Annotated in this window: 22 protein-coding genes and 1 pseudogene; 2 read left to right on the top strand and 21 right to left on the bottom strand. The window is 37.7% G+C overall.

The window, feature by feature from the left end; genetic code table 11:
• Positions 1-67: 67 nt before the first annotated feature.
• The 6 genes from JNUCC23_RS05015 to JNUCC23_RS04990 form a co-directional block, all read right to left on the bottom strand.
• A complete protein-coding gene (locus JNUCC23_RS05015) occupies positions 68-1,204 on the bottom strand; it encodes a M20 peptidase aminoacylase family protein (RefSeq protein WP_454214637.1) in 1,137 nt (378 codons plus the stop codon).
• A gap of 431 nt (positions 1,205-1,635) precedes the next feature.
• Positions 1,636-3,162 (bottom strand): alkyl hydroperoxide reductase subunit F, encoded by a 1,527-nt coding sequence (ahpF, locus tag JNUCC23_RS05010; RefSeq protein WP_403074157.1) that lies wholly within the window; start codon positions 3,160-3,162, stop codon positions 1,636-1,638.
• Between the two features lie 12 nt (positions 3,163-3,174).
• Positions 3,175-3,738, bottom strand: a complete 564-nt coding sequence (gene ahpC / locus JNUCC23_RS05005) for an alkyl hydroperoxide reductase subunit C (protein ID WP_454214635.1) — start codon at positions 3,736-3,738, stop codon at positions 3,175-3,177.
• 480 nt (positions 3,739-4,218) lie between these two features.
• Positions 4,219-4,989: a TerC family protein gene (locus tag JNUCC23_RS05000; RefSeq protein WP_403074161.1), complete on the bottom strand. Its 771-nt coding sequence runs from the start codon at positions 4,987-4,989 to the stop codon at positions 4,219-4,221.
• Between the two features lie 37 nt (positions 4,990-5,026).
• Positions 5,027-5,350, bottom strand: a complete 324-nt coding sequence (locus tag JNUCC23_RS04995; RefSeq protein ID WP_454214633.1) for a YkvA family protein — start codon at positions 5,348-5,350, stop codon at positions 5,027-5,029.
• A gap of 453 nt (positions 5,351-5,803) precedes the next feature.
• Positions 5,804-6,565, bottom strand: a complete 762-nt coding sequence (locus JNUCC23_RS04990; RefSeq protein ID WP_403074163.1) for a TerC family protein — start codon at positions 6,563-6,565, stop codon at positions 5,804-5,806.
• Between the two features lie 498 nt (positions 6,566-7,063).
• Between JNUCC23_RS04990 and JNUCC23_RS04985 the strand changes: the two genes are divergently transcribed.
• Positions 7,064-7,945: an EamA family transporter gene (locus JNUCC23_RS04985; RefSeq protein WP_062183613.1), complete on the top strand. Its 882-nt coding sequence runs from the start codon at positions 7,064-7,066 to the stop codon at positions 7,943-7,945.
• 189 nt (positions 7,946-8,134) lie between these two features.
• On the opposite strand, the gene JNUCC23_RS04980 is transcribed toward JNUCC23_RS04985, so the two are convergent.
• Positions 8,135-8,677 carry an NADPH-dependent FMN reductase gene (locus JNUCC23_RS04980; protein ID WP_454214631.1) on the bottom strand — a complete coding sequence of 181 codons (543 nt, stop codon included), beginning with the start codon at positions 8,675-8,677 and terminating at the stop codon, positions 8,135-8,137.
• A gap of 458 nt (positions 8,678-9,135) precedes the next feature.
• On the opposite strand from JNUCC23_RS04980, the gene JNUCC23_RS04975 reads away from it, so the two are divergent.
• A complete protein-coding gene (locus JNUCC23_RS04975; RefSeq protein ID WP_062183619.1) occupies positions 9,136-9,774 on the top strand; it encodes a spore coat protein in 639 nt (212 codons plus the stop codon).
• 321 nt (positions 9,775-10,095) lie between these two features.
• On the opposite strand, the gene JNUCC23_RS04970 is transcribed toward JNUCC23_RS04975, so the two are convergent.
• The 14 genes and pseudogenes from JNUCC23_RS04970 to JNUCC23_RS04905 all read right to left on the bottom strand — a co-directional run bounded on the left by JNUCC23_RS04970 (position 10,096) and on the right by JNUCC23_RS04905 (position 25,301).
• Complete coding sequence (locus tag JNUCC23_RS04970) at positions 10,096-10,956, bottom strand: DUF421 domain-containing protein (RefSeq protein ID WP_454214629.1); 861 nt, start codon at positions 10,954-10,956, stop codon at positions 10,096-10,098.
• Between the two features lie 27 nt (positions 10,957-10,983).
• Entirely contained in the window at positions 10,984-11,190 is a 207-nt protein-coding gene (locus JNUCC23_RS04965) for a DUF1657 domain-containing protein (RefSeq protein ID WP_062183624.1), read from the bottom strand.
• Positions 11,191-11,238: 48 nt separating this feature from the next.
• Complete coding sequence (gene spoVAD, locus JNUCC23_RS04960; protein ID WP_062183627.1) at positions 11,239-12,249, bottom strand: stage V sporulation protein AD; 1,011 nt, start codon at positions 12,247-12,249, stop codon at positions 11,239-11,241.
• A gap of 260 nt (positions 12,250-12,509) precedes the next feature.
• Positions 12,510-12,713: a DUF1657 domain-containing protein gene (locus JNUCC23_RS04955; RefSeq protein ID WP_062183630.1), complete on the bottom strand. Its 204-nt coding sequence runs from the start codon at positions 12,711-12,713 to the stop codon at positions 12,510-12,512.
• A gap of 338 nt (positions 12,714-13,051) precedes the next feature.
• Complete coding sequence (locus JNUCC23_RS04950; RefSeq protein ID WP_062183633.1) at positions 13,052-13,303, bottom strand: YkuS family protein; 252 nt, start codon at positions 13,301-13,303, stop codon at positions 13,052-13,054.
• A gap of 769 nt (positions 13,304-14,072) precedes the next feature.
• Entirely contained in the window at positions 14,073-14,807 is a 735-nt protein-coding gene (locus JNUCC23_RS04945) for a response regulator transcription factor (protein ID WP_403074175.1), read from the bottom strand.
• Positions 14,804-16,651, bottom strand: a complete 1,848-nt coding sequence (locus JNUCC23_RS04940; RefSeq protein WP_454214626.1) for a sensor histidine kinase — start codon at positions 16,649-16,651, stop codon at positions 14,804-14,806. Before JNUCC23_RS04940 ends, JNUCC23_RS04945 begins: the two co-directional genes overlap by 4 nt.
• Before the next feature lie 799 nt (positions 16,652-17,450).
• Positions 17,451-17,677, bottom strand: a pseudogene (locus tag JNUCC23_RS04935) (NAD(P)H-dependent oxidoreductase); the annotation flags it as partial.
• Positions 17,678-17,775: 98 nt separating this feature from the next.
• Positions 17,776-20,472: an S-layer homology domain-containing protein gene (locus JNUCC23_RS04930; RefSeq protein ID WP_454214624.1), complete on the bottom strand. Its 2,697-nt coding sequence runs from the start codon at positions 20,470-20,472 to the stop codon at positions 17,776-17,778.
• Positions 20,473-20,935: 463 nt separating this feature from the next.
• Positions 20,936-21,958 carry a TRAP transporter substrate-binding protein gene (locus JNUCC23_RS04925; protein WP_454214622.1) on the bottom strand — a complete coding sequence of 341 codons (1,023 nt, stop codon included), beginning with the start codon at positions 21,956-21,958 and terminating at the stop codon, positions 20,936-20,938.
• Positions 21,959-22,013: 55 nt separating this feature from the next.
• Positions 22,014-23,309: a TRAP transporter large permease gene (locus tag JNUCC23_RS04920; protein WP_403074183.1), complete on the bottom strand. Its 1,296-nt coding sequence runs from the start codon at positions 23,307-23,309 to the stop codon at positions 22,014-22,016.
• Position 23,310: 1 nt separating this feature from the next.
• Positions 23,311-23,808 (bottom strand): TRAP transporter small permease, encoded by a 498-nt coding sequence (locus JNUCC23_RS04915; protein WP_454214620.1) that lies wholly within the window; start codon positions 23,806-23,808, stop codon positions 23,311-23,313.
• Between the two features lie 383 nt (positions 23,809-24,191).
• Positions 24,192-24,602: a disulfide oxidoreductase gene (locus tag JNUCC23_RS04910; protein ID WP_403074187.1), complete on the bottom strand. Its 411-nt coding sequence runs from the start codon at positions 24,600-24,602 to the stop codon at positions 24,192-24,194.
• Positions 24,603-24,605: 3 nt separating this feature from the next.
• Positions 24,606-25,301: a DsbA family protein gene (locus JNUCC23_RS04905; protein ID WP_454214618.1), complete on the bottom strand. Its 696-nt coding sequence runs from the start codon at positions 25,299-25,301 to the stop codon at positions 24,606-24,608.
• Positions 25,302-25,344: the final 43 nt, after the last annotated feature.

Below are 25,344 nucleotides of genomic sequence, written 5' to 3'. Positions count from 1 at the left end.
AAAATAGTAATCGGCTAAAGCGTCCCTACTAGTTTTGTGAAACCAATTCACTCGCCCCTAGGGCATATTACTTCTTCCTTTCATATGCTTCAATCGTTTGTAACACCGTTCTTGCTAAAATCTCCGCACCTGTATAGATGCAATCATGATTAAAGGTCATATTTGGATGATGTAGCCCCGGTTGTAAATCACAGCCTAAGCCAAGCATTGTCGTTTTTAAATGAGGTTTTTTTAGTGTGTAAAAATGAAAATCCTCGCCTCCTAAAGAAACAATCGGCTCCATTACATGTTGCGCTCCAATACTTTCAACAATCGCTTTTTCCATATATCCTCTTGCCTCTTGATTTACAACTGCCGCCATAACAAATCCCTTTGCTTCCAAATGGATTTTCACCCCATATAAATTCGCCAATGCGCTTGCTATTTTCTCAACTTTTTCAGTTAGCTCATCCATCACTTCATTCGTTTGCGCCCGTAAATCTATACAAAACGAAGCTTTCCCTGGAATTAGATTCCCAGCATCACCGCCTGCTATAAATCTAGTCATTTTCGCTGTATAGGGAACTATTGGGTCGAGGTGAATGCTCTTGATTTCTTGAATAAATGAGGAACCGATTTCAATCGCATTCTGCCCAAGGTGAGGGCGTGCACCGTGAGCATCCTCGCCGATAATTTCTCCTTCAATAAACTTCGCGGCTCCATGGTAAATCGCGGCAACGGCTTGACCGTTTCTCAACTCTTGAATGGGTCTTAAGTGAACACCATAAAGAAAATCGACATCATCCACAACCTGCTTTTCAACCATTTTTAACGCGCCGGTTCCTTTCTCTTCTGCTGGCTGAAAAATAAACTTGAATCTTCCTCTTTGAAAAGCGTTCATTTTTTTCAAGAGCAACATGGCTCCGATCGTCATCGTCATATGTGCATCATGACCACAACTATGATTAGCCTGAAACTGACCGTTCACCTCTTGCCAAAGCGCATCCATGTCTGTTCGTAGACCCACACAGAAATCACCACTACCCATTTCTACAACAAGCCCTGGACAATCAACAAACATATGGACTAAAAAACCATGCGCAACGAGTATTTGCTGAATATACGCAGTTGTCTCATATTCCTTCCAACTAACCTCTGGATTCTGATGCAAATGCTCAAATATGCTATCTAGCGTCGGTTTAAGCTGTTCGATGTACTTTTTCATGTTGTTTACCTCCCTCTCTGATTTTAATTAATTACCCATATAATAACATCTTTCCATTCTGAGCGTTTTTGAAAGCATAACATGAGTAAGCTTTTCCACCTCCAAAGACTATGGTTAGCTACTCAACCGTATTGAATTTCATTGCATGCAAAAACGTCATCAGCCCAATACATCATTCAGCGTTTTTTCTAATGTATTCAAAAAATCATTTGATAGAGTAAAGAAAAAAGCCCAATTTCTCAATTTTAGCTGAGAAATTGGGCTTTTATTTTGGTATTTCCTTTCGGATTGTTTAAGCCGCGTGATAAAGAAGAATGCACCGCGGTAAAACAGTATATCAACGTTACGTACGAGTAACATTACAACTTTTGATAAAAATCAAAGTAGTCTACTTAAAGAACTATTACACCAACGGTACTCATGTTTTTTCATTAGTTGCGGATTAAATAATCGAAAGCACCTAAGGCTGCATTCGCACCCGATCCCATAGAAATAATGATCTGTTTATACGGGCTATTAGTACAATCGCCTGCAGCAAACACTCCAGGTATGTTCGTAGCGCCATGTTTATCTACAACGATTTCACCGCGAGTACGTTCTACTGTTTCGCCTAACCAATCGGTATTTGGTACAAGACCGATTTGAACAAACACACCCTGCAATTCAATATGCTGAGTTTCTCCTGTATCACGATCAACGTAGGAAATACCATTTACCTTGTCAGTACCAGTAATTTCTTTTGTTTGAACGTTCGTGAGGACAGTTACATTAGGTAGACTGTATAGACGATCTTGTAGTACAGAATCAGCTTTCAACTCATGATTAAACTCAAGAACCGTTACATGTTTCACAATGCCTGCAAGATCAATCGCTGCCTCAATACCAGAATTTCCGCCGCCAATAACCGCTACGTGTTTTCCTGTAAACAATGGACCATCACAATGAGGGCAATATGCTACACCTTTGTTCTTAAACTCTTCTTCGCCGGGTACACCAACATTGCGCCAACGAGCACCCGTTGAAATGATTACGGTCTTACTCTTTAGAACTGCACCGTTTTCGAGTTCAATCTCGATGAATTCTTTCTTTTCTAAACGCTTAGCACGCTGTAAATTCATCACATCAATATCATACTCTTTAACATGTTCTTCAAGACTGGCTGCTAGCTTAGGGCCTTCAGTATACTTAACACTGATAAAGTTCTCGATGCTCATGGTGTCCATAACCTGACCGCCAAAGCGTTCAGCAACAACACCTGTACGAATGCCTTTACGTGCTGCATAGATTGCTGCACTTGCACCGGCAGGACCGCCTCCAACAACAAGTACATCAAATGGATCCTTATCAGCAAGCTCTGATGCGTCTGGAGCACTGCCTATCTTGGAGAGGATTTCCTCTAGAGACATACGGCCACTACCAAAGGATTCTCCATTGAGGAACACCGTTGGCACTGCTAGGATGTTTTTGCTTTCTACTTCTTCTTTGAATGCCGCACCATCGATCATGGTATGTGTAATGCCAGGATTAAGAATACTCATCAAGTTCAGTGCTTGTACAACATCAGGACAGTTGTGGCAACTCAGGCTGATGTAAGAGTCAAAATGATATTTGCCGTTAATGTTTTTAATTTGATCAATTACCTTTTGATCCACCTTTGGAGCTCTTCCACTAACCTGTAGCAGAGCTAATACTAATGAAGTAAATTCATGTCCCAAAGGAATACCAGCAAAAGTTACCCCAGTGTCTTCGCCGATACGATTCACACTAAAACTCGGTGTTTTTGGTAGATGTGTTTTCTCTACATTAATTTTGGATGACATAGCAGCTAATTCATCCACTAAAGCTAGCATATCATTAGATACATCATCAGCTCCTGCACTAACTTTGAGTAACACATCGCCTTCCATCAGTTGAAGATATTGGGTTAATTGTTCCTTTATGTCTGCGTCCAGTATCATTTATTGTACTCCTTAAATCTTTCCTACAAGATCAAGGCTTGGTTTAAGTGTGGTAGAACCTTCTTGCCATTTAGCTGGGCAAACTTCACCAGGATTGTTTCTAACATATTGTGCTGCTTTAACTTTGTTAACAAGAATGCTTGCATCACGGCCGATGCCACCTGCGTTAATTTCAACAGCTTGGATGATGCCTTCTGGATCGATGATAAAAGTACCGCGATCAGCAATCCCTTCAGCTTCGATCAGCACATCAAAGTTGCGAGAGATTGTATGTGAAGGATCACCGATCATTGGATAGGTAATTTTCCCAATCGTTTCTGAGCTATCATGCCATGCCTTATGTGTAAAATGAGTATCTGTTGAAACGGAATACACTTCAACCCCTAGTTCTTTTAGAGTTGAGTACTGGTTTTGTAGATCTTCAAGCTCAGTTGGACATACGAATGTAAAGTCTGCTGGATAAAAGCAAACTATACTCCATTGACCTTTTAGATTTTCTTCAGTAACATCGACAAACTGACCATTTTGATAAGCTGATGCGTTGAAAGGTTTTACTTCTGTTCCAATTAGAGACATAATTAATTTCCTCCTGCGTGTGTTTTTGAGAATTATAAATAGTTGGTTTCAGGACATCTATCCGAAACTCTAGTTACTTATATATCGATAATTATCATCTAAATATAACAATTATTATTTAACTATAATAATTCTAATTCAATATTCATTATCGTATAAAAGTAATTGTTTTGTCAAGAAAAATGCATAACTTTACCGATCGTTGTTTTAATGGATGGTTTTCTTTGATAATGGACTTTACTTTTATTCTACCCCATCACTAATAAAATATTTCAATAGTTTCTGAATACTGTAACCTCCAATATGAAAACTTTCTTACCAAAAAATTCCGAATAAGATTAAACACTCTTTCCCAGTAGAGACGTGCACTCTACTTAGTCGGGCCGGCATGATAGTAGACGGCAGAGCCTGATTCTTATATAAAGGGGTCGCCTTACTAAAATAACTGGCCGCCTTAAAGAGCGCAGCCAGTTATTCTCCTTATTCTTTTACAGGGTCCAGTTTCTCTTTTGAAAAAAACCAGCCACCTAATGCAATCAAAATCAGTACGACATAGAAGATAGTTTTCCAAGCCACTGAATGGGCAAACGCTTCAGGCAATATCGCTAACGATGGATGTGATAATGTGTAAATAGCTAGTTTCACACCGACCCAGCCGACGATCATAAATGCAGCCACTTCAAGCCCTGGTCGAGTATGCAGCAGTTTCACAAACACATTGGCCGCAAAACGCATGATAATTAATCCGATCAATCCACCTGCGAAGATTACGATAAACTTACCGCCGTCTAAGCCACCAATATTCGGTAAGTTCGTATCTGGAAGCGCCATTGCCAATGCAACGGCGGCAAGGATCGAGTCTACCGCAAACGCAATATCCGCTAGTTCCACTTTGAAAACTGTCGCCCAAAAGCCAGCTTTCTTCGTTTCCTTTTCCTCAGTAACGTTTTCTTCACTCTTCTTTACTAGAAGTTTTCTAAATATATGGTTCAAGGCAATAAATATTAAATAAATGGCGCCAATCGCTTGGACCTGCCATACATCGACAAGATATGAAATCGCAAACAGCGAGCCAAAACGGAAAACAAACGCTCCTGCAAGTCCATAGAATAACGCTTTTTTCCTTTCTTCATCCGGTAGATGCCTTACCATAATCGCCAACACAAGCGCATTATCCGCAGCTAAAAGCCCTTCAAGTGCAACCAACACAAGTAACACCCAACCATACTCAAGTAAAATTGAAAATTCCATATGTCCTAACTTCCCCTCTTTCATTTTTTTAAATAGGTTACCCCATTAGCTTATGTTTTTCCTTAAGTGTTTCCGGTGATATCTGAACCATCCAGTTCACAACAATTCCAAAAATCATCACATCATCCACTATTCCAATGAGCGAGAAGAAATCTGGAATCAAATCAAACGGAAATACTGCGTACCCAATCATGAATACTATTCCCATCACTTTTTTATGAAGCTGAACTTCGCGTGAAATGAAGAATTCCTTTAGAAACGGAAGAACCGTCCAAAACTTAATGATAAATAGGAAACGTTTAGCAAATTTACCGACCGAACTCACCTCGCTTTTATTGAAAGTTGAAAAATAATCAAACAAAAAACCTTTACCAAAATACGGTAAAGGTTTGAAATTCTATGGTTATACCTTTACCCTTCTTCGGTAAAGGTCTTGCTAACAACATCAAGTTGCCAACAAAGCCGAGAGAAATTCTCTGAAATGACGACTTTGCTGTAAAAGCTACTCCCCTTTAGGAGAATATTCAATTATTTACCATTATTATACTATACATATCGAAGTTTTGTCAAATAAAGTGAAACTTCCATCAGTGCTTTTTTTATCCCCCACCTATTTTTTTCTTGAATCTCGCACAAAAATTGAGGTGGGGATATTACAGCCTGTTAAATTGGGATGAAATAATCTGTACCACCTCTTATATGAAACCTTCAGAAAAAAATTAAAATGCAAAAAGAAACAGAAAGCCCTGATACAAATGGCTTTCTGCTCCTAAGTATGTTCAATATTGATTAAATGGTGCCAAACACCATTATCTTAGCTCTCAGTCGAAGTAGCCGCCTTACGCTCATTTCGCTTATGAATGATAAACGTAATTACGAACGCAACAACGATGATGCCAAAAAATGCTGTATGTGGTACATGAATATTAAATACACTCAATAACATCTTAAGCGCAATAATCCCGATTAAAATGAAAGCTGTATTTTCAAGTTCAGGAATTTTATCAATTAGATTTAGAAATACTCGAGCTACTGTACGCATTAATAAAATCCCAATCATACCGCCCAATAATAGTACCCAAACTTGATCCGAAATTGCGAAGGCTGCCAGAATCGAGTCAGCCGAGAAGGCGATATCCATTCCTTCTACCATAATGACCGTTGCCCAAAACGTTCCAAATGTACGAACTAACCAAGTGTTTTTATTGAATTCTTTTACTTCATCATCCTCGCCGGATTTTTTCCGGAAATGACTGAAAGCAATCCATCCAAGATAAAGTGCACCTAATACTTTAATCCACCAGAAGTTAACTAAGTAAACGCCGATTCCGATGAAAATGAATCTAAATACATAAGCACCTAATAAGCCATACATCAATGCTTTTTTTCGTTTTTCTTCTGGAAGATGTTTAACCATGACTGCCAGCACAAGTGCATTATCAGCTGATAGTAACCCTTCCATAATAATTAATGTCCCAATTAATCCCCAAGCTACAGGATCCGTTAACACTTCTCCCCACATTTTCCAGTCGAAGAATAAAGCGTACGTACTAAACATTTGATTTAAAATTTCCAAAAAAAGATAACCTCCCTAAAATATTAAACTATAAAATCTGCTTGGATATGAAAATACAGTATCTTTCTTTTTTTAAAAGATACGCTCACAATCCGCACTACATTCCACGATAATCACGCCAACGTGATTTGTATAGTCTAAATCATACCATGAGTAAGGGAGTAGGACAATTATTAATTACTTTTTTACAAAAAAATAACACCTCTCCCTTTACGAATGGTGTTATTATCTTTAAATTTCCATTTATTTATTACTTCTGCGTAACTCTCGGTAAGTTTCACTGTACCTCAATAATCGGGCTTAACAGCCTGTTAAGCCGAGATAAAATTTCCCACTTTACAATCCATCATTACAATTTATAATAGGAAGTAATAGACTAAAAGCTGCATGGCAAGTTTGCGGCAGGTGGATTTTTCTTAAAGTTTACAACTTTACTTTTCGCCACCCATCCTTTATTAAGGGGATGGGTGGCTTTATTGTTTTATAGGAGGTTTTTTAATGGGTATATGGAAATATGCTTTACTAGTCTTTCTTGGTGGCTGTTCATACGGAGTTATCTCATCATTTGTTAAATTAGGTTATAAAAATGGTTATGGAATAAGTGATTTGACGGGCAGTCAGTATTTGCTTGGAGCCATTATGTTATGGATTATTACGATCTTTGTCCCCAAAATTAGGTTAAGTGGTAAACAATGGCTGATTTTGTTGATCAGCGGAATGCCCATGGGTTTAACTGGGATTTTTTATAATAAATCACTGGGATATGTCGATGCTTCATTTGCTATTATCCTGCTTTTGCAATTCACCTGGATCAGCATTATTTTACAATACATTTTTGATAAGAAAGTACCGGACCGTAAGAGTATTATTGCAACGGCAATCATCCTTTGCGGCTCCGTTTTAGCTTCAGGTTTTTTAAGTAGTGATCTCACCTTTTCACTTGTCGGAATCGGCTGGGGACTGCTTTCGGCATTATCCTTTGCCACCTTTATTTATGTAAGTGGTCGTGCAAGTCTTCCGATTCATCCAATCTACAAAAGTGCAATCATGACAACCGGAGCGGCACTTCTCGTGTTTACCGTACTTCCACCAGTATTTCTCCTAAACGGAGCATTGGCGGATGGATTGCTTAAATACGGTCTTCTTATTGGTTTCTTCGGTTCACTCGTCCCTCCACTTTTATTTAATATTGGCATGCCAAAAGTAGGCAGTGGTCTTGGCACCATCCTAAGTGCCTCCGAACTACCAACAGCCGTTCTCATGTCGACATTTGTGCTACACGAAGTTGTCACCCTCTCTCAATGGACTGGTGTAGCAGTGATTCTATTCGGGATTGCATATCCGAATTTTCAAAGGAGAAGACTTTCTTCTCATACCTAACTTTTTAAAATTCTTGAAAGAGGATGTTCCAAAAGGATCTGACCTAGCATCACTATACAGTTTTTCGAGTTACTTACACTTCATCTAAACTGTATGTAGTAGCGGCAAGGTCTGACCTTTTACTTATGGGACATCCTCTTTCTTCTATTATTATTGATTTTTATACTCGTCATGTACGCGCGTACTTTATTATTTAACTTTTTGAATCCAGTCCACAAAGTTATTCATTACTGTATCTAAGAATTGAATCGTCGGTTCATGGACTAGGTTTCCAGATTCATTAATTTTTTCATGTACGGCTCCGATAAATACTTCGTTCCCAGGCAGAGTGAATGCGGAAACGCCAGGTGAGTTTAAGATTTGACGAAGTTGCATTTGAGCACGAACTGTACCTAGTGCACCTGGAGAACACCCAACAATCATGACTGGCTTATTCACCATTACTTTATCCACCCTCGAAAACCAGTCAATGGCATTTTTCAAGAAACCTGATATGGAATGATTGTATTCTGGTGTTGCAATTAAGATTCCGTCACTATCCGTGATTTTTTTCTTAATGTCTGTTACTACGGCTGGCGGGTTTAGCTCCTCATCTTCATTGTACATAGGAAGATTTTCTAGTTGCAAAATTTCAATTTCGACCTTGTCCGTATATCTTTTTTGCATAAAAGCAGTGATTTTTTTATTATACGATTCTTTACGGGTGCTTCCTACAATGGCCACTACTTTCACGATAAAATCCCTCCTTATTTTTATCGAACCAAGACGGTACAGTTTCACACGAAATTGACGAGGTTTTTAAGTTTAACTAGGATCATGTCTAAACAGATTTTTAGATTGTTCCAAACATTCCAAACAATATCTTTTACTCGTCATTAGTAGTTTGCCTCACATCTTCTACTTTAAATCATGTAGAGAATTACACTGAACTGAATGTGAAAAAAAAGCGAAATCATCTTCTTATAAAGAAGGTTCAAAAAGTCAGGTAAAAACAGCTGTCGACTTTCTCGAACAATAACAGCTCACAAAACAATATTAGCTAGACTCAATATATATGTTATAGGTCGAAAAAATTGATTTTGTGCGATTTACTCATTCTTTAAATTAGGCATTCTTTTGAATAACTCTTATTTCTGGACACATACTAAAGCCGAACGTGTTTTTTCATATAAGAGGAGGAATGAAAATTCATGCAAAACCAACAAGGACCCATGCATCAAAATATGCATACAGGCGCTGTGCCTCAACAACTGAATCATGGCGGTCATGAAATGTTCGATGTTCATGAAGTGTTATCAGGAACAATTGGTACCCTCAATCAATATATGCTTTTACGCCAACATGTAAAAGACCCCGAACTCATGGATATATTGAATCGCCAATATCAATTTATCCAAGATGAATACAATATTACAGTTGATTGTTTTACAACCGGCCAGGATCCGCAAAAGCGGACTCAAAGTTATAAAATGAAGCAAGGTAATGACTTCATTTATGGGTTAACACCAACCCAGCCGAAGAAACCGTTACAGTCTGTAACAGAAATCACCGATGAGTGCATCTCTGGGTTAATGCTCGGAGCTGTAAAGTCATCTGCAGCCATGAAAGCAATGGCCGCTTGTGAAGTGACAAATCCAGTGGTCCGTCGGGTGCTCGCAGATTCGGTTCCCAACTGTATTGAAATGGCATACGAGATTTCCATTTATCAAAACAAACATCATTATTATCAGGTCCCACAACTGGCACAACAAGATATGCAGCAAATGATAAATGCCTTTGCACCAGCTACTATGACACCCCAAACGTCAAATCATAATTTGCCGCATTAACAACATGTCTTAAAGGGTCGGACCTCACACTCTAATTACCGTTTATTATGTCATTTACACGTAAAATAAACGATATATAGAAGATGTGGGGCCTGACCTTTTCTTCATGGGAACCGCTTTTGTCTAGTTGAAACCGCCTAATTTTCTCCAGTATTGAAAGGCAAAGTAGCATCGTTATTCCTTTAAAACGTTTGAAGCTGACTTCATCAAAAGTCAGCTCCCCAAACTACAAAACACAGTATAAAATACGTGCATGTAACACGATATACTGTGTGTAGAATACGATGTATAGTTTTTTTAGTCTTACCTTTGTGTTTTTGCCTATTCTTTTAATAAATATTCCACTTTATCAATCGCTTCTTGCAATTTTTCACTATTTTCGCGATACATCTTTTTCGCTTCTTTATTTTCCGTTCCAAGTGCGAATAATTCAAGGTCTGCTTGGCATTTTTTCATGGTTGCGATTAATAACGGTTTCTCTTGTGGAGGTGGTACTTGAAGTTTATCATCATATAGATCGACGGTTAATTGTCCATACGTATCGACTTGTCCAAGAAAGACATTTTCAAGAAGTACGCCGGTTTTTTCCAACTCAGTCTGTAGCCAAAGTCTACTTCGCTCTACAGTGGACAATGGTTCATCCAGTACTTTTCCATCCATAATAACCGTCTGGGATTCCTTAATGGGTGCAATAGAAAAATGTAAATCCTTCGCAGTCAATGGTTGGTTTTCTTTCTTAAGTAATACACTTAAATCTCCGGTGGCCTCTAATACGGCAAACTCTACATCGGCGACCTGAAAAACTTGATTTTTTCGAAGCCCCTTCAATAACTCATCTGTCGTGTATCTTTCCTTTTTTAAATTTTCTTCCATAATCTTGCCATCTTTGATCAAAACGGTTCCTTTTCCTTCGATAATATTTCGAAAGGATTTGCTTTTTAACGAAATGAAACTAGCTAAAAATGGGATCACTGAAATAGTTAGAATAGATAATACCCCTAAAAATATACTTGGTTCAAGTCCGATAGCAACCGCTGCTCCAATACTGCCTATCGCGATCCCAATGACGTATTCAAAGAAAGACAGTTGAGAGATTTGCTTTTTCCCTAACCATTTTGCCACTAAAAATAGAACAACTATAAATAGTAAGGAACGTCCGATTACCGCTAACCAATCTGGCACTTTTTTACACCTCCTAGCAACTATACTTTAAAACCCTTTGTATTGTGTTTCCTCGACTTCCATTTCGACAACTCGTTTTTGTATGTCGGCCACTACACCATTCACAAGGACCCTTGTCTCGCGAAGCACATGTTTCGCTTCGTCATCTGGGGTCCGTATCGCTAAGCTGGATAAATTCGCTTCAATTCCTTTGAGACTAGCTAAACATTGTTTCACTTCTGATCCGATTGTCATGACATAATTCTCCTTTTTCTTTTAGCCCTAGTGTGTGCATCACGGTTCCTATTCGCTTTCATACTCAATCGACACGGCATGGGCAATACAAGGAATCGTTTCTTTTTGCTGAAAAGTAAGCGGTGATAATAATGCACCTGTTGCCACAACAAGCATTCGTTTTATCTCGCCTTTTTTCATTCGGTTTAATAAATGTCCATAAACAACTGTAGCAGAACACCCCGCACCACTAGCCCCTGCCAAGACTGGTTGACCTTCCCGATAAATCATTAACCCACAATCTTGATACTGATCATCGCGGATTCTTATACCATGTTGGTCTAATAAATCCAGTGAAACTTCATGTCCAATTCGACCGAGATCTCCGGTCACAATCAAGTCATAATAGGCTGGATCGATGTTTCGTTCCCTTAAATGGGCTTCAATTGTGTCAACGGCTGCTGGCGCCATTGCCCCTCCCATATTGAGTGGATCTGCAATCCCCATATCAATTACACGACCAATCGTAGCTGATGTGACTCTTGGACCAATTCCAGAATCACTTAACAGCGCCGCCCCCGCACCAGTCACTGTCCATTGTGCTGTAGGGGGTTTTTGTCCGCCGTATTCGGTTGGATAACGAAATTGCTTCTCAACAGCCGCATTATGGCTGGAAGCTCCCGTTAATAAATACTTGGCTCCTTTTGAATTCACAAGAAAAGCGCCTAATGCCAACCCTTCCATAGAAGTTGAACAGGCTCCAAATAATCCAAGATATGGTGCCCCAATTGTTTTTCCAGCAAAGGTAGTTGGCGTAATTTGGTTAATTAAATCTCCAGCGAGAAGAAACTGAATCTGTTCCTTTTGAAGTTCTGCTTTTTCTATCGCTTTTTGACAGGCTTCTTCCAAAAGTACTTTATGTGCTTTCTCATAGGAATCTTGTTGCAGCCACAAATCTGCATGAAGAAGATCAAAGTCGTTCGTCAATAATCCGTCTGCTTCAAATGGACCGCCAACAGTTCCTGTGGAAATAATGACCGGCTTTTGATCGAATACCCAAGTCCGCCTTCCTCTCAGCATAACAAATCAACCCACTGAAACAGCGTTCGCTTCCGATACTCCTTTAGAACGGATGCCAGTTGCTTCTTTTTACGATGTAACATGCGTGCAACGCCTCTTTCCGCTCAATTGTTGCTTTCGATTTTATGCTTAACAAAGGGAATGCCCTAAAAGTGAATGAAACCTCACAATCCATACACAGTTAATCGTGTTATATAACTGTGTATAGTTGTTGTGAGGTCTGACTCCTTAGTTTAGGTCGGTCCCTTTTCTACTGGTCATTATTGTTTATATTGAGGCTCTTCTTCGATGATTTGCTGAACGCGTGGCGAAAGAGTATCCACAATCGTTTGTGCTTGTTGCGCTGCTTGTTGATACATTTGTTTGGCCTCTTGATTATCCGTTTGTAATGCAAAGGTCTCAAAACTAGCTTGAGCACTTTTTAACCCCGCCAACGTTTGTTGCACTTGATTAATAACAGTCATATATAAATCCTCCTTTGGTTAATTCCTTACAAATGATAGAATGCTTTATCTATGATCAATTTATGAATCCCAAATATATCCACGTAAGAAGACCCATTATTTTTGTACTTCTATAACTGTTTTCATCATTTAAAAAGATAGTTTCACCAAATACTTATTTTGCGACCGAACTTCATTAGAAGTCTGGATACGTAAATGGGGCCATTATTCAAAATTCATAAATACAAACAATGGAGTGATATGGTCCCCTTAACGGTTCATTCATATAAGAAAGGAGATCAAGAAAGGCTGAACCAAAGTTATCGTATGTGTACGATACCTGATTCAGCCTACTATGTTTAATGTGAATGATTTATTTTATTTTCAAGTTCATTAATAACTTCATTTGCGGATAATCCGCTCGCTTCAATCACCGAACCCTTAGCCGAAGCCTCTTGTATGCCCATCATATTTGAATCTAGTCCAGTCACAACACAAAAGTCTACGTTTTGTGCGTCAGATTCCTGTTTTAATTCAACAACATCATAGCCCTTTTCACGTAACGCTTCGGAAATATTCGTTAATGATCCTTCTACAGCAATTTTTTGCATAGATAGTTACACCTCCTACTCGCTAAGCTTTCCTTTATTTAGTCTTAATATGTATACATTTCTTTTCAAATTGAAACTCCTGATGATTAACAATCGTATCTTAAGTATCATTCTCCATATTTTTATTCCGTTACGGTTACCGCGTACTTGTCTAAGGCATCGCCATTTATAGATATCTATTGATAAATCGAGAAAAACCGCAAAATAATGCGAAAAACATAGATGGCCTCGTTTTCATTTCTTTTGTTTCCGTTTTCTTCATCATTGTTACCGATTTCAATGACATTGTTAAAATATAGCTTATATCTGATAATAGTAATATAAGTTAGAGAGGAGATGACACATATGAAAAAGCTTTTAGAATCATTAAAGGTTGGATTGGATTGGTACGCGAAATCACATGAATTAATGCGGAGAAGATAATTGCAAAACTAAAAGGTATACATCCTAAAAAATTTGAAAGGGGAAAACATAAATGAAAAAAATGTTAGAATCACTAAAAATCGGATTTATCTGGTACGCGAAATCACATGAACTAATGCGGAGAAGATAATTATTAAAGTTAAAAACGAACTAAACGGCCACGTAAACACCACACTAAAAAGCAAGATGATTAGATGATCTCTACTCATATATCTAAAAAGTGATCCATTAACCAATTCGAAAAATTAAAAAAGAGATTTGTTTTTTTGTACTCAAAATGAATGTCGTGAAACTATCACTTCCCTTCAAGTACTATCAAAGCCCGTCCTCAACAGACATCATCGATTTACTCGTCTTTAACCTTTCGAAACTCAGATGGAGAGAAACTCGTCATTCGTTTGAAAGTATTACTGAAATATGCTATATCAGAATAGCCTAAGCGTTCGGCAATCTCAGATATTCGTAAGCTGCTCGTCTTCAGAATCTTTTTAGCCTCTTCCATTCGAAGCTCCGTCAAATAATCAACAAAATTTCGTTTTACTTGTTGTTTAAATAATTGACTTAGATAACTCGGATTGACATGCACCTTTTTAGCTGCTTCCTTTAAGTTGATTTCTCCAAGTGGAGTTTCCTGAATATATTGAAGAACTTTATCTATTGTTGAAGGAGGAAAGGATTCTTCTGCATGCCTACTCTCTAACTGAACTCCCATCCCTTTCTTCAACCAGTTTTCTAAACATTTTTTTAACTCTTCATCATCAATCGGTTTTAACAAATAATCAGTCACCCCTTTTCGCATAGCATCTTGTACAAACTGAAATTCATCGTGAACACTAATAACGATAATATCCACATTCAACTCTAAATCCCGTACTTGCTTAATAAATGTAAGTCCATCCATGATTGGCATACGAATATCAGTTATTACTAGATCTACATTATTTTGTTTGATCCAATCAAGAGCTTCCAACCCGTTATTGCATTCATGGGCAACATATATTGGAAGATTCAACTTATTTATTGTCCACTTAAGTGCGGTACGAACCCATCTCTCATCGTCAACCAGCAAGACATTTTTCATTCTTCCTCCTCCTCATCATATGCTTTCCTGATTGGCAAATGCATATCAACTGCTGTTCCAATGCCTTCTGTGCTTTGAATGGTAATCCCGTACATAGAGCCAAACAAGTAAGAAATTCTTTGGTGAACATTTATTATTCCAATATTTAATCCGTTATTAGCTGTTGTTGTTTGTTCAATTTTTTTCGTAATTTCGTTTAGAATATCTTCCTGAATTCCAACACCAGTATCTAAAACGCGAATAACGATAGAACATTCTGAAACTCGAACTACAGATAAGATAATCTTCATTTTCCCCTTAATCTGATCAAAACCGTGCTTAAAACAATTTTCAATCAAAGGTTGCATCGAAAACTTCACGACCTTAAGATCCATTGCCCATTCGGGAATATCAAACATATACTCAAAACGGTCTTCAAAACGAAACTTTTGTATTTGCAAATACATCTCACAAAACTTAATCTCTTCTTTTAGACTTACAGTAAGTGAGCTATTTTTAAGATTATAACGGAGTAGCTTTCCGAGTGAAGATGACATACAGGCAATGTCCTCCCGATTTTCCTCCAATGCCATACCTCTAATTGTTTCAAGTGAATTGTATAAAAAATGAGGATTAATTTGTGACTGCAGCATCCTTAATTCAATTTCTTTTTGATTAAGGTTCATCTCTGTTTCTTTCAATTTAGAAATATATATTTCCTCCAGTAAATTGGAGAGTTTTTCAACGGTATTATTAAAGCCCATTGTCAATTGTCCAATTTCATCAGTAGACTCCACTCTTACCCTGCCATTGAGATTTCCAATTTCAACTTCCTTCATAAAATGTTGAAGCCGCCGAATTGGACGAATGATGCTATTTGCAAATCCGAATCCTATGAGATAAGCAAAGAATAGTGCGATTATAATGATCCAGGAAATAGTTTTTCCAATTTGAATACTTCCTTCCATTAAATCCTCGTATGGAACCGCTGTGAAAAACCGCCAGCCAATGTTTCGAGAAAAAGAATACGTAAAAAAATCTTTGCAATCATTATCTAATATTCCAGATCCATCTTCTTCCGTTTTCAAGTTAGACAATCGATCGAATTCAACCTTTTTTCCTAGTTTAGAATAATCACTGTGGTATACATAATGCCCTTTGGAATCTAAAATAAAGAAAAAACCGTTCTTACTTAGCGTAACCTTGTTAGCAATTTCTTCAATCCTCCTGAAATTGATATCAATGATCAGCATTCCTACTGGCTGCAATGTCTTTGGATTATATAAACGCCTTGCGAGTGATATCACAGGCTGCTCGTTATTATTTTTTAATTTTAACGTTCTACTTACTAACATAATCATTCCGTTTCTCGGTACCGATGAATACCAGTACTCCTCTTTAATTTTGGATACAGGATAGTAGTTTTCTAAACCGAGCGTATCGATGACTTGATCATTATTTAAAATGACGGTGATATTTGATATATCCGCTCTAGAATATTCTGCCTCCTTTAAGATAGCTCGTGTTGCCTCCGTAAATTCCTGATTATTTCCATGTTCTTTCGTTTCAAGTTTCAAAAAATTAGCAAATTGAGGAGAGCTAATAATTTTTAAACTGGCAATCTCAAAATCTTGTAAATAGTACTCAATATGTGACTCTACCTGTTCAATAATTTGTTGGCTTGATTCCCTAAACTCCTCTTCTAATTTATCAGAAGAAAGTTTATACGAAATAATTCCAACTGAAAGAACTGGAAAAATCACTAGTATACTAGACAATACACAAAGCTTTATTAAAAGCGACTGATTACTTAACAGTATGAATTTTCTGATAAAAAAAGAGAGTTTTCTCCATTGCTTCTTCATAACTTATCATTCCTACCATTTAATAACTTGTTTCCGTTTCCATATTTAATCTTAACCGAAATATCCAGCCAGGTAAATAGACATGTTTATTAGGTAAACTAATTATTTTCTATGCATCTGTTTCAGCAATTATATCACAATTTCTTTAGGTACTTTTTCACGCACAAATGAATTCAGCCTATCACTATACTTGTATAATTCACATTCTGTTGTAGTTTTGAAATAAAGTTTGATCAAAATGTATTCTTCTCGAGCAAAGTTTGGTTTTTATAAAAAAGTTTGATTAAAACTTTTGAAAAATTCTAGTTTATCAATTTTCAAATGAAGAAGTGTTCAATTTCAGGACTCCCACTATTATCTATTGGTTTTTATTTTACTGAGCAACTACAGGCATAGTCCCGCAAAACAAATTTTTAGATAAGGAATTAATAAAACGGTTTATTATCCTTTTTTAATGATAACTGGACATACCGCACTTGGTCATACATGAACGTGGGCCATCGAATATTATTAGAGCTTTTTCATCTATAGAAACGCTTCAGATTTTAGAAAAGCCGATTTTCGGAGATGAATTCGGCTGTTTCTCTATTGTGAAGGATTTTACTTAAACTAACCTGGCACGTTTGTTGGAGCTCGTCACCCAAAGGGGTTTTTCAAATCAAACATCTATAAGAACTTACCTAATTCTAAATAACTACAAATGGTATGGCACAAAATGACGCCTAGTAGAATAAGAGCCTTTCAACAATAAGAAAAGGCTACCCGATTATTGAACAGCCCTTTCAATATTTGTATATGTTTATGAAAAATAGGAATTAACTGTAGCTTCCACTTTCTTTAACATACCTTTATATGCTTCTTCATCAAGACACCCAATACTTCCGAATAGTAAATGGTCCACAGGTTCAATTCCCGTAAAATCAAATATTCCACTATCAGAAGTGACTTTCAGACCTGCTGTCATACGATCTCATCATAATACTCATTAGGAGTACCATGAGTATTGATGATAAGACCTTTTTTTCCATTGTCGTATTTCCAGGTTACCATATTAAAATCCCCTTCTTCGCTTAACAGCTTAAAAGGGGATTTACCAATTCTATTAATCTCATTTTAGTAGAGCTTTACTTTGTCTCAACTAACGCATTCACTTTAAGTAAAAATCGTTTTAACATGACAGCTGTTTGGGCGCGGGTTGCTGGTTTCTTTGGTTGGAGTTCATTCGCTTGCGTTCCTTGGATGATTCCGAGTTGAACTGCCAATGCTACATCTGCTTTCGCCCCATCACCAATCGACTGACGATCTGTAAACTTAGCCAATACTTGATCAGCTGTATTAGTCACTTCTTTTTTCTCTACAAAATGATAGGCACGACTGATCAGTACAGCCATTTGTTCACGAGTGATGTTCATATTAGGGCGGAATGTACCATCAGGGTATCCAGTAATCAATCCTGCACTCACCGCTGCCTGTAATTCTTTTGCAAACCAATTATCTTGGTTTACATCACTGAAGTTTAATTCTTTGTCAACTTTTGTTAAACCAAGAGCACGTGCAAGTAATGCTGTAAATTCAGCTCGAGTAATGTTTTTCTCTGGCGCAAACGTATCCTTTGTTTTCCCTTTGATGATTCCTTTTGTAGCTAATAATTCAATATCCGCTTTTGCCCAGTGATTTGTGATGTCCGCAAATGTGACTTTCTCGGGGTTTGGTTCATATGACAAGCCGAAATCGTAAGCGTACGCTACACCATCTTTATTACGGTAAACATAAGAAGGATCTTCGTCATAGCCTGGTACATCACCTTTGTTGTTGTCAACTGCGTTCTGATTAGCAGGTATCGTGAACGGTAGTTTTCCGGTAGGATTAAATTCACCACGAATAACATCTACTATCGCCTCAGCCTTCACTCCAAAAGTACTTATTACTGCTGCTGCTTTTCCTTCCACATTATCAATCAGCCATGGATTGGTCATGTTTAGCGCAAGGATAGTCGGAACAGTACCTTGAATCTTATTAATTCTATCCACATCTTCGATTCCATTTTCAGCACCGATATTCAACTTTGGATTGCTAGCCTCTGGTGTGCTAGGTCGAACCCAAACGAAAGCATGTGTTGCTTCATCAAGATTATTCGTGATGGTAATAGATTTATCATAGTTTTGAATTGTTTCTATTAATCCCTTGGTATTCTTTTCATCATTTCCTTTAGAGAAAACTTCGATATAAAGCTTAACATCTTTAATTTTTTTATCATTCAATGGCAATAGATTTTCATCATTGCGCAATAGAACGATTGACTTACGGTGAGCTTCATCAGCCTTTTCCTGTGATTTTGGATTAGTTGCAACTTTAAGAGCATTCGCTGGGTCTACATATGGGTCTTCGAACAGTCCTAATTGCATCATTTCTGTCAATAAGAATGTTACTGACACATCAAGTCTCTCTTCTTTAACCAATTTGTCCTTAACTGCGTTGATTAGATAAGTAGGGTCGGCTTCTCCAGAAAAGATATTAACCCCTGCCTCTAATGCTTTGGCATATCTTTGTTCCTTCGTTAAATCTTCGACACCCCAAGGCATAGAAGTAGTAATACCTGTATCTGTGTTAATGTAACCTTTGAAGCCAAGTTTGTCACGCAATAGATCTTGAATGATCGCCTTGTTATATGCGAAGCCAACTTCTTCAAATTTCTCATCTAATTGAGGTGCACTATGTTCATTACTTGGATACGCATAGTACGGCATGATAGACGTTGTACCAGCTTCGATCGCTGCCTTGAAAGCCGGAATGTGATATTTTAGTAGACTACCTTCAGTCGGATAAGGATTGTACTGACCAAACAAATAATGAGGATCCTTCCCATCTTCACGGGCCCCACCACCAGGGAAATGCTTCGTCGTTAAAGCAACACTATTTGGACCTAGTTTATCCCCCTGAAATCCTTTAACAACGGCAGTAATCATGTCTGCTGCAAGTTCAGGGTGCTCTCCAAATGTACCTTCAGTCCTTGTCCATAAAGGGTCTGTAATGACATCCGCCATATACATGTAGCCTTTGCGAATGCCGGAAGCCGTCCATTCCTGTGCAGCGATTTGAGAGAATTCCTTTACAAGATCCGCGTCGCGCGTTGCTGCAAGACCTAATTCACCCGGCCAAACAGAAAATTCGCCAACCGTTTCACTAATGCCAAAAGTCTTATTCGTGTTGATATGATTCCGTGGATTCGATGTTATGACAGCTGGGATACCTAATCTAGATCCTTCTGCTACTTCTTGTATTTGGTTAAGCCATGTTGCTAAAACATCTGCACTTGGGTTTTGGCGGATAATGAAATAGCGAAGATTACGTTCAAGAATACCCTTTGTAGTCCCTGAAGCATCTAGGACCGGTTTATCAAATTTATAATTAGAGTCGCCTGGTTGAGCCCAGCGATTCGTTTCACTCCACTGGTCCGCCTCACTTAATAAATTGTCTCCTTCTGGCTTCTCGTTCATATAATGTGAGGAAATAAGCATCATCCCCGCTTTTTCCTCAAGCGTCATCTGTGATACCAGATCTTTTACCCGCTCGTCAATAGGGAGCTGCCAATTTTCATATTTGTCTAGTTGGCCGTTTCCATTTAAATCTTTGTATTCTTTCCCGTTAATTTTCAAATTTTGTTTGATACGGGCATCGAGTTTTGGCACAGATTTGTTGTTATCATCGTTAGCGGCAGATGCACGATCTATCCCTGCATATGGAAACGCAAGTGAAACTGTCAATAACGATGCGAACGAGACTTTTGCAACCTTTTTAAAACGATTTGAGACTTTCCCCATTTTACCTTCTCCTCCTCATTTCTCTCTAGTAATGCGATTCATAATAACAGGAAGTAAAATTTCGCTGCTATGTATTAAAAGACAAAATCACCTCCTTAAGTGATACACTTTATCTACGTTTCTATTAGTCCTGAGTAGGGAAAAAGTTTTAGTAACTAAATTGAATTAGAACTATCCCCTTAATATTATTCAGAATTTTCTGTTTTATAATATCAAACCTATTTTATGTAAGCGCTTAATAAGAATTATACGACTAGTGATCCGATTCATGTATGTGGTTTTTTTTAGTGAAATTTGTGTTTTTTTAAGTATCTGAATGTTGTTAGCATATGAATGAATAAACAGACATTCCTCCATATGCTATGCTTTAATTTATTTCGTTTTGTTCCCTCTAGTCGATTCTACTCGAAGAAATTCCAGGTCAAAATTTGACCTGGAATTCTTTGATTAATTACTCATTCTATTATTTAGCTGCATCAACAGCATCTAATAAATCTTTATATTTGTCTTGATATTGAGCGATGACAGGTTTAACGGCCTCTTTCCATTCAGTAAGATCTTCTACTTCAGTAAACGTTACACCAGCATCTTTTAATTTCTTTTCAGAATTTTGTTCCCACTTAGCCCATTCTTCTTTTTGGGTTGTTACAGAGTCTAGAGCAGCCTGCTTAACAATCTTTTGATCTTCTTCAGATAGTTTATTCCATGCCGTTTGACTGATTAATAGTACTTCTGGCATGCGTTGATGGTGATCCAAGATAATACTTTTTGCTTCTTGATAATGGTTAGAAGAATCAAAACTCGGTAGGTTGTTTTCCGCACCGTCGATGATTCCTGTTTGGAGACCACTAAATACTTCGCCATATGGCATAGGAGTAGCACTTGCTCCAAGAGCTGCAACTAGATCAATATTGACTTTACTTTGTTGAACACGGAGCTTTTGTCCTTTTAAGTCAGCTAAGCTTTTAACTGGCTTAGTCGAATAAAAACTACGAGAACCAGAACTGTAATAAGCTAATCCTTTCATTTTTGATGATTCAAGACCATCCAACAATTCTGTTCCTGTTTCACTGTCTAAGAAATTCCACAAATGCTCATCACTTTCAAATACATATGGTAGGCCAAATACTGCGAAATCATCATTAAACTCGGCCAGCGGGCTAGAATTAATTCTCGTAAACTCAATTGCTCCGAGCTGAACCTGTTCAAGTACTGATTTTTCATCACCTAGTTGCCCTGATGGGAAAACCTCAATTTTAATCCGGCCATCCGTTCTTTCATTGACTAACTCAGCAAACTTTTTGTCCCCTATAACTGTCGGATAATCCACTGGATGATTATCTGCTAAGCGAAAAGTAAACTCCGCTTTCTTTGGTTTGGAATCGCCGCTTGCTGGAGCCGCATCCTCTTTTCCACTACATCCGGCAAGTAATCCTCCAACCATTAATGCTGTAGCTAAAAAACCTGTAATATGTTTTCTTTTCATTCTCATTACACCCCTTTTATTTTTTAAAAATTTATAATTTCACCTATGCCTCAAGTTATTTGACTACTAAACTCGGAAGCCATAATGTAACTTCAGGTATATAGGTGATAATTAACAGAACGACTAGTAATGCATAGAAAAATGGAAGCATGGCTTTCGTTCCTTGTTGGATGGAAACTTTCCCAATCGCACAGCCAACAAACAAGACCGTTCCTACAGGCGGTGTCAATAATCCAATCCCTGCATTCAGGATAAGAACAATCCCAAAATGGACAGGATCCATTCCAAAACTTGTTACAACTGGTAAAAGTATAGGTGTCATGATTAAAATCATTGGCGCCATATCCATTGGCGCACCTAGAAGTAGCAATAAGATATTAATGATTAATAGAATAACAATTGGATTGTCCGAAAAATTCAAGAACAAATCAGTTACCATAGATGGTATTTGCAAGTAGGCAAGAATCCAGCCGAAGGAAGCGGATGCTCCAATCAGGAAAAATACCATCGAAACTGTTTTTAAAGTACGTTTCAAAATATTCCAAATACTCGACATTGGAGCTTCTCTATAAACAACGAATGCCAGAATAAAAGAATATAAACAAGCTAGTGCACCTGACTCAGTTGCTGTAAACCATCCACTCATGATCCCGCCCAAGATAATGACTGCAGGGCTTAACGAAAGGAAACCGTGTAAAAGAATTCCGGCCCACTGTGATCTTGGTATAAGGTCCGATTTTTCATACCCTCGTTTCCTTGCAATAATATAAGCAGTAATCATAAGGGCAATTAACATGATCCCGCCTGGTACTATACCAGCCATAAATAAACTAGCGATTGATACCCCACCTGCTGCTAAAGAATATAATACCAGATTATGGCTCGGCGGTACGACTACCCCTTGAATAGCTGATGCAATCGTTACCCCAACTGCATAATCCGCTTCATAGCCTTTCTTTTTCATCATTGGTATCATAACAGAACCGACAGAAGAAACATCCGCTACTGCAGAGCCTGAGATATTACCGAAAAATAACGAAGCTACACTGTTTACCATAGCCAAACCGCCACGAATTCGACCGACCATTAAGCCTGCGAGATTGACAATGCGAGTAGCAAGTCCGCCTGCACTCATGATTTGTCCCGTCAAGATAAAAAATGGGATAGCAAGCAGTGAAAAGGAATTCAATCCTTGAATCATTTGCTGACCAATAATTGGCATCGGTATACCTAAATAAATAACCGTTATCAATGATGAAGCAACAAGCGTTAGAGCAATCGGAAAGCGAAGTAATATTAATAGTACAAAGCTTGAGAGTAAGATGATGACCGCAATCGTATTCGTGTCCAAATTACATTCCCTCCTCCAGATCTTTATATCTAGTTGTATCTTTATTGAACAAGTGTAGTAGGGAATAACCGCATATCATAATACCAGTGATTGGCATCGCAACATACGTAATACTGCTTGGAAGTTTCGTTGCTGGAAGAGTCGATTCCATCATCAATACAGTAAAGTCCCACCCTTGAACGACAAGGTATAAACCAAAAGCAAAAATAGAGATACTAATAACTTTATCTAATACTTTGTTAAAGACTTTTGGAAACAGATTAGTGAAAGAATCAATCCCCAAATGGATGTGCTCTCGAAATCCTATCGCAATCGCCATAAAAGCAAACCAGCCAAGCAATAGCAAGGTCACTTCTTCTGACCAAAAGAAAACAAAGTTAAATAATTTCCTTGTTGCCACTTGAGTCGTAACGACTAGGACTAAGGCAACCAGAGACGTAAGGGCGAGTTTCTCAAAAATAGAATCGATGAAAATCCCCACTTTTTTGATAAGTTTCATGTGCTTCCCCCCTATTTTATTGATATTACTTGTTCCTATTTCTACGGAAAACGTTTTCATAAGCTAATATTACGAATATTTAGCATGTTTTTAAAGAGAGTTTTTTTAGAAGATTTTGTGTTTTTTTTAGGTGATAAGCTCTTATTTTCAAAATAAACATAGGTATATGTATCTACCCTCTTTTTAAAACCAGGACTTCCACACCAAATCTACGCTCTTATTATGAAAATATCACCATACAAAATTAGTATCCATCATCAACATTGTTAATTAATGCCTACATGTCCATATATGCGCCACCTTTAATCATAAAAAAAAAGCGCCTATCAGTTTTTCAATACCGATAGACGAATATTTCTATTAATGGTTAGTCCCTTTTCGACTTAACCATTTCTATGCTTACGAGCAAGTACCACCATACTAACAGTAATGAACAAGAAAGCAACAAAAGCTAGTAAAGGGATTGTAATAAACCCTAACCAGTTAATATACTCTCCTGAACATGGGACACCGCTCGTACACATTTCGAATTGTTGAAGTGCCGGGATTTTTTGAAGACTGTAATGATAACCAGAAACGAGCATCCCCAAAATAGACAGCGGCAGAATATAAGCATAGATTTTACTATTTCCTTCATAAAAAGCTCTTCCTAATAATAACACCAGTGGATACATGAGAATTCTTTGATACCAGCAAAACGTACAAGGGATAAAATGGAGATACTCACTAAAGAAAAGACTCCCTATTGTCGCAACGATGGAAATAATCCAGGAAAATAGCAGTGGCTTATTCATAGATTATTTCCCCTTTGCGGCTTCATCAACCATTTGTTCTAAGTCCTCAAATGTGTTTCCTGCAAACTTTTTCCCGTTAACAAAAATGGAAGGCGTTCCAGTTACATTCAAACTATTCGCAGTGGACATATCCTTTTTCCAGTCTTTTTCAGAAGTGTTCGCTTTAAATGCCTTAACGACTTTCGCTACATCAGAACTATCGACGATTTCTGCCAATGTTTCTTCTAAAAATTTATCGGTAAACACATCCATTTTCTCATACTTTAGATCATCGGGTTGTTTACTATATAATAGCTTATGAAATTTCCAGAAGGTTTCATTTCCTAATTCTTTATAAACCGTCTCCGCAAATTTAGCTGAACGGATTGAATCCACATTAATAAATGAAAAATTCATGAAATAAAATTGAACTTTTCCAGTGTCTATCAAATTCTCTTGAATGTGTGGGAAGAAATTTTCCTCAAAACTCTTACAGATCGGACATTTATAGTCACCAAATTGAACAATTTGAACAGGCGCCGTTGAATCTCCAATTACAGGCTGCGCTTTATAGTCGAAAGCAGCTACTTGTTCTTTTCCGTTAGACAAAAATATCAAGCCGATGATACAAACTGCGATCAAGCCAATTACCCAAAAGATAAATTTCGATGATTGCTTTTGTTTCTTGTACGTTTGTTTTTTTGATTTTTTATTAGCCATTGTATAACCTCCATACTTTAGAATTCGTTTTTCTTTCTTAATT

Source organism: Peribacillus sp. JNUCC 23 (assembly GCF_053653995.1).
This window is presented reverse-complemented; position numbering and strand designations above follow the sequence as displayed.

Coding starts and splice junctions, on each gene's coding strand:
- JNUCC23_RS04940 (WP_454214626.1), bottom strand. CDS start 16,651: ATGAAGAAGCAATGGAGAAAACTCTCTTTTTTTATCAGAAAATTCATA.
- JNUCC23_RS04955 (WP_062183630.1), bottom strand. CDS start 12,713: ATGACTGTTATTAATCAAGTGCAACAAACGTTGGCGGGGTTAAAAAGT.
- JNUCC23_RS04915 (WP_454214620.1), bottom strand. CDS start 23,808: ATGAAACTTATCAAAAAAGTGGGGATTTTCATCGATTCTATTTTTGAG.
- JNUCC23_RS05015 (WP_454214637.1), bottom strand. CDS start 1,204: ATGAAAAAGTACATCGAACAGCTTAAACCGACGCTAGATAGCATATTT.
- JNUCC23_RS04950 (WP_062183633.1), bottom strand. CDS start 13,303: ATGCAAAAAATTGCTGTAGAAGGATCATTAACGAATATTTCCGAAGCG.
- JNUCC23_RS04930 (WP_454214624.1), bottom strand. CDS start 20,472: ATGGGGAAAGTCTCAAATCGTTTTAAAAAGGTTGCAAAAGTCTCGTTC.
- JNUCC23_RS04975 (WP_062183619.1), top strand. CDS start 9,136: ATGCAAAACCAACAAGGACCCATGCATCAAAATATGCATACAGGCGCT.
- JNUCC23_RS05000 (WP_403074161.1), bottom strand. CDS start 4,989: ATGGAATTTTCAATTTTACTTGAGTATGGTTGGGTGTTACTTGTGTTG.
- JNUCC23_RS04945 (WP_403074175.1), bottom strand. CDS start 14,807: ATGAAAAATGTCTTGCTGGTTGACGATGAGAGATGGGTTCGTACCGCA.
- JNUCC23_RS04905 (WP_454214618.1), bottom strand. CDS start 25,301: ATGGCTAATAAAAAATCAAAAAAACAAACGTACAAGAAACAAAAGCAA.
- JNUCC23_RS04985 (WP_062183613.1), top strand. CDS start 7,064: ATGGGTATATGGAAATATGCTTTACTAGTCTTTCTTGGTGGCTGTTCA.
- JNUCC23_RS04910 (WP_403074187.1), bottom strand. CDS start 24,602: ATGAATAAGCCACTGCTATTTTCCTGGATTATTTCCATCGTTGCGACA.
- ahpC (WP_454214635.1), bottom strand. CDS start 3,738: ATGTCTCTAATTGGAACAGAAGTAAAACCTTTCAACGCATCAGCTTAT.
- ahpF (WP_403074157.1), bottom strand. CDS start 3,162: ATGATACTGGACGCAGACATAAAGGAACAATTAACCCAATATCTTCAA.
- spoVAD (WP_062183627.1), bottom strand. CDS start 12,249: ATGCTGAGAGGAAGGCGGACTTGGGTATTCGATCAAAAGCCGGTCATT.
- JNUCC23_RS04925 (WP_454214622.1), bottom strand. CDS start 21,958: ATGAAAAGAAAACATATTACAGGTTTTTTAGCTACAGCATTAATGGTT.
- JNUCC23_RS04965 (WP_062183624.1), bottom strand. CDS start 11,190: ATGACAATCGGATCAGAAGTGAAACAATGTTTAGCTAGTCTCAAAGGA.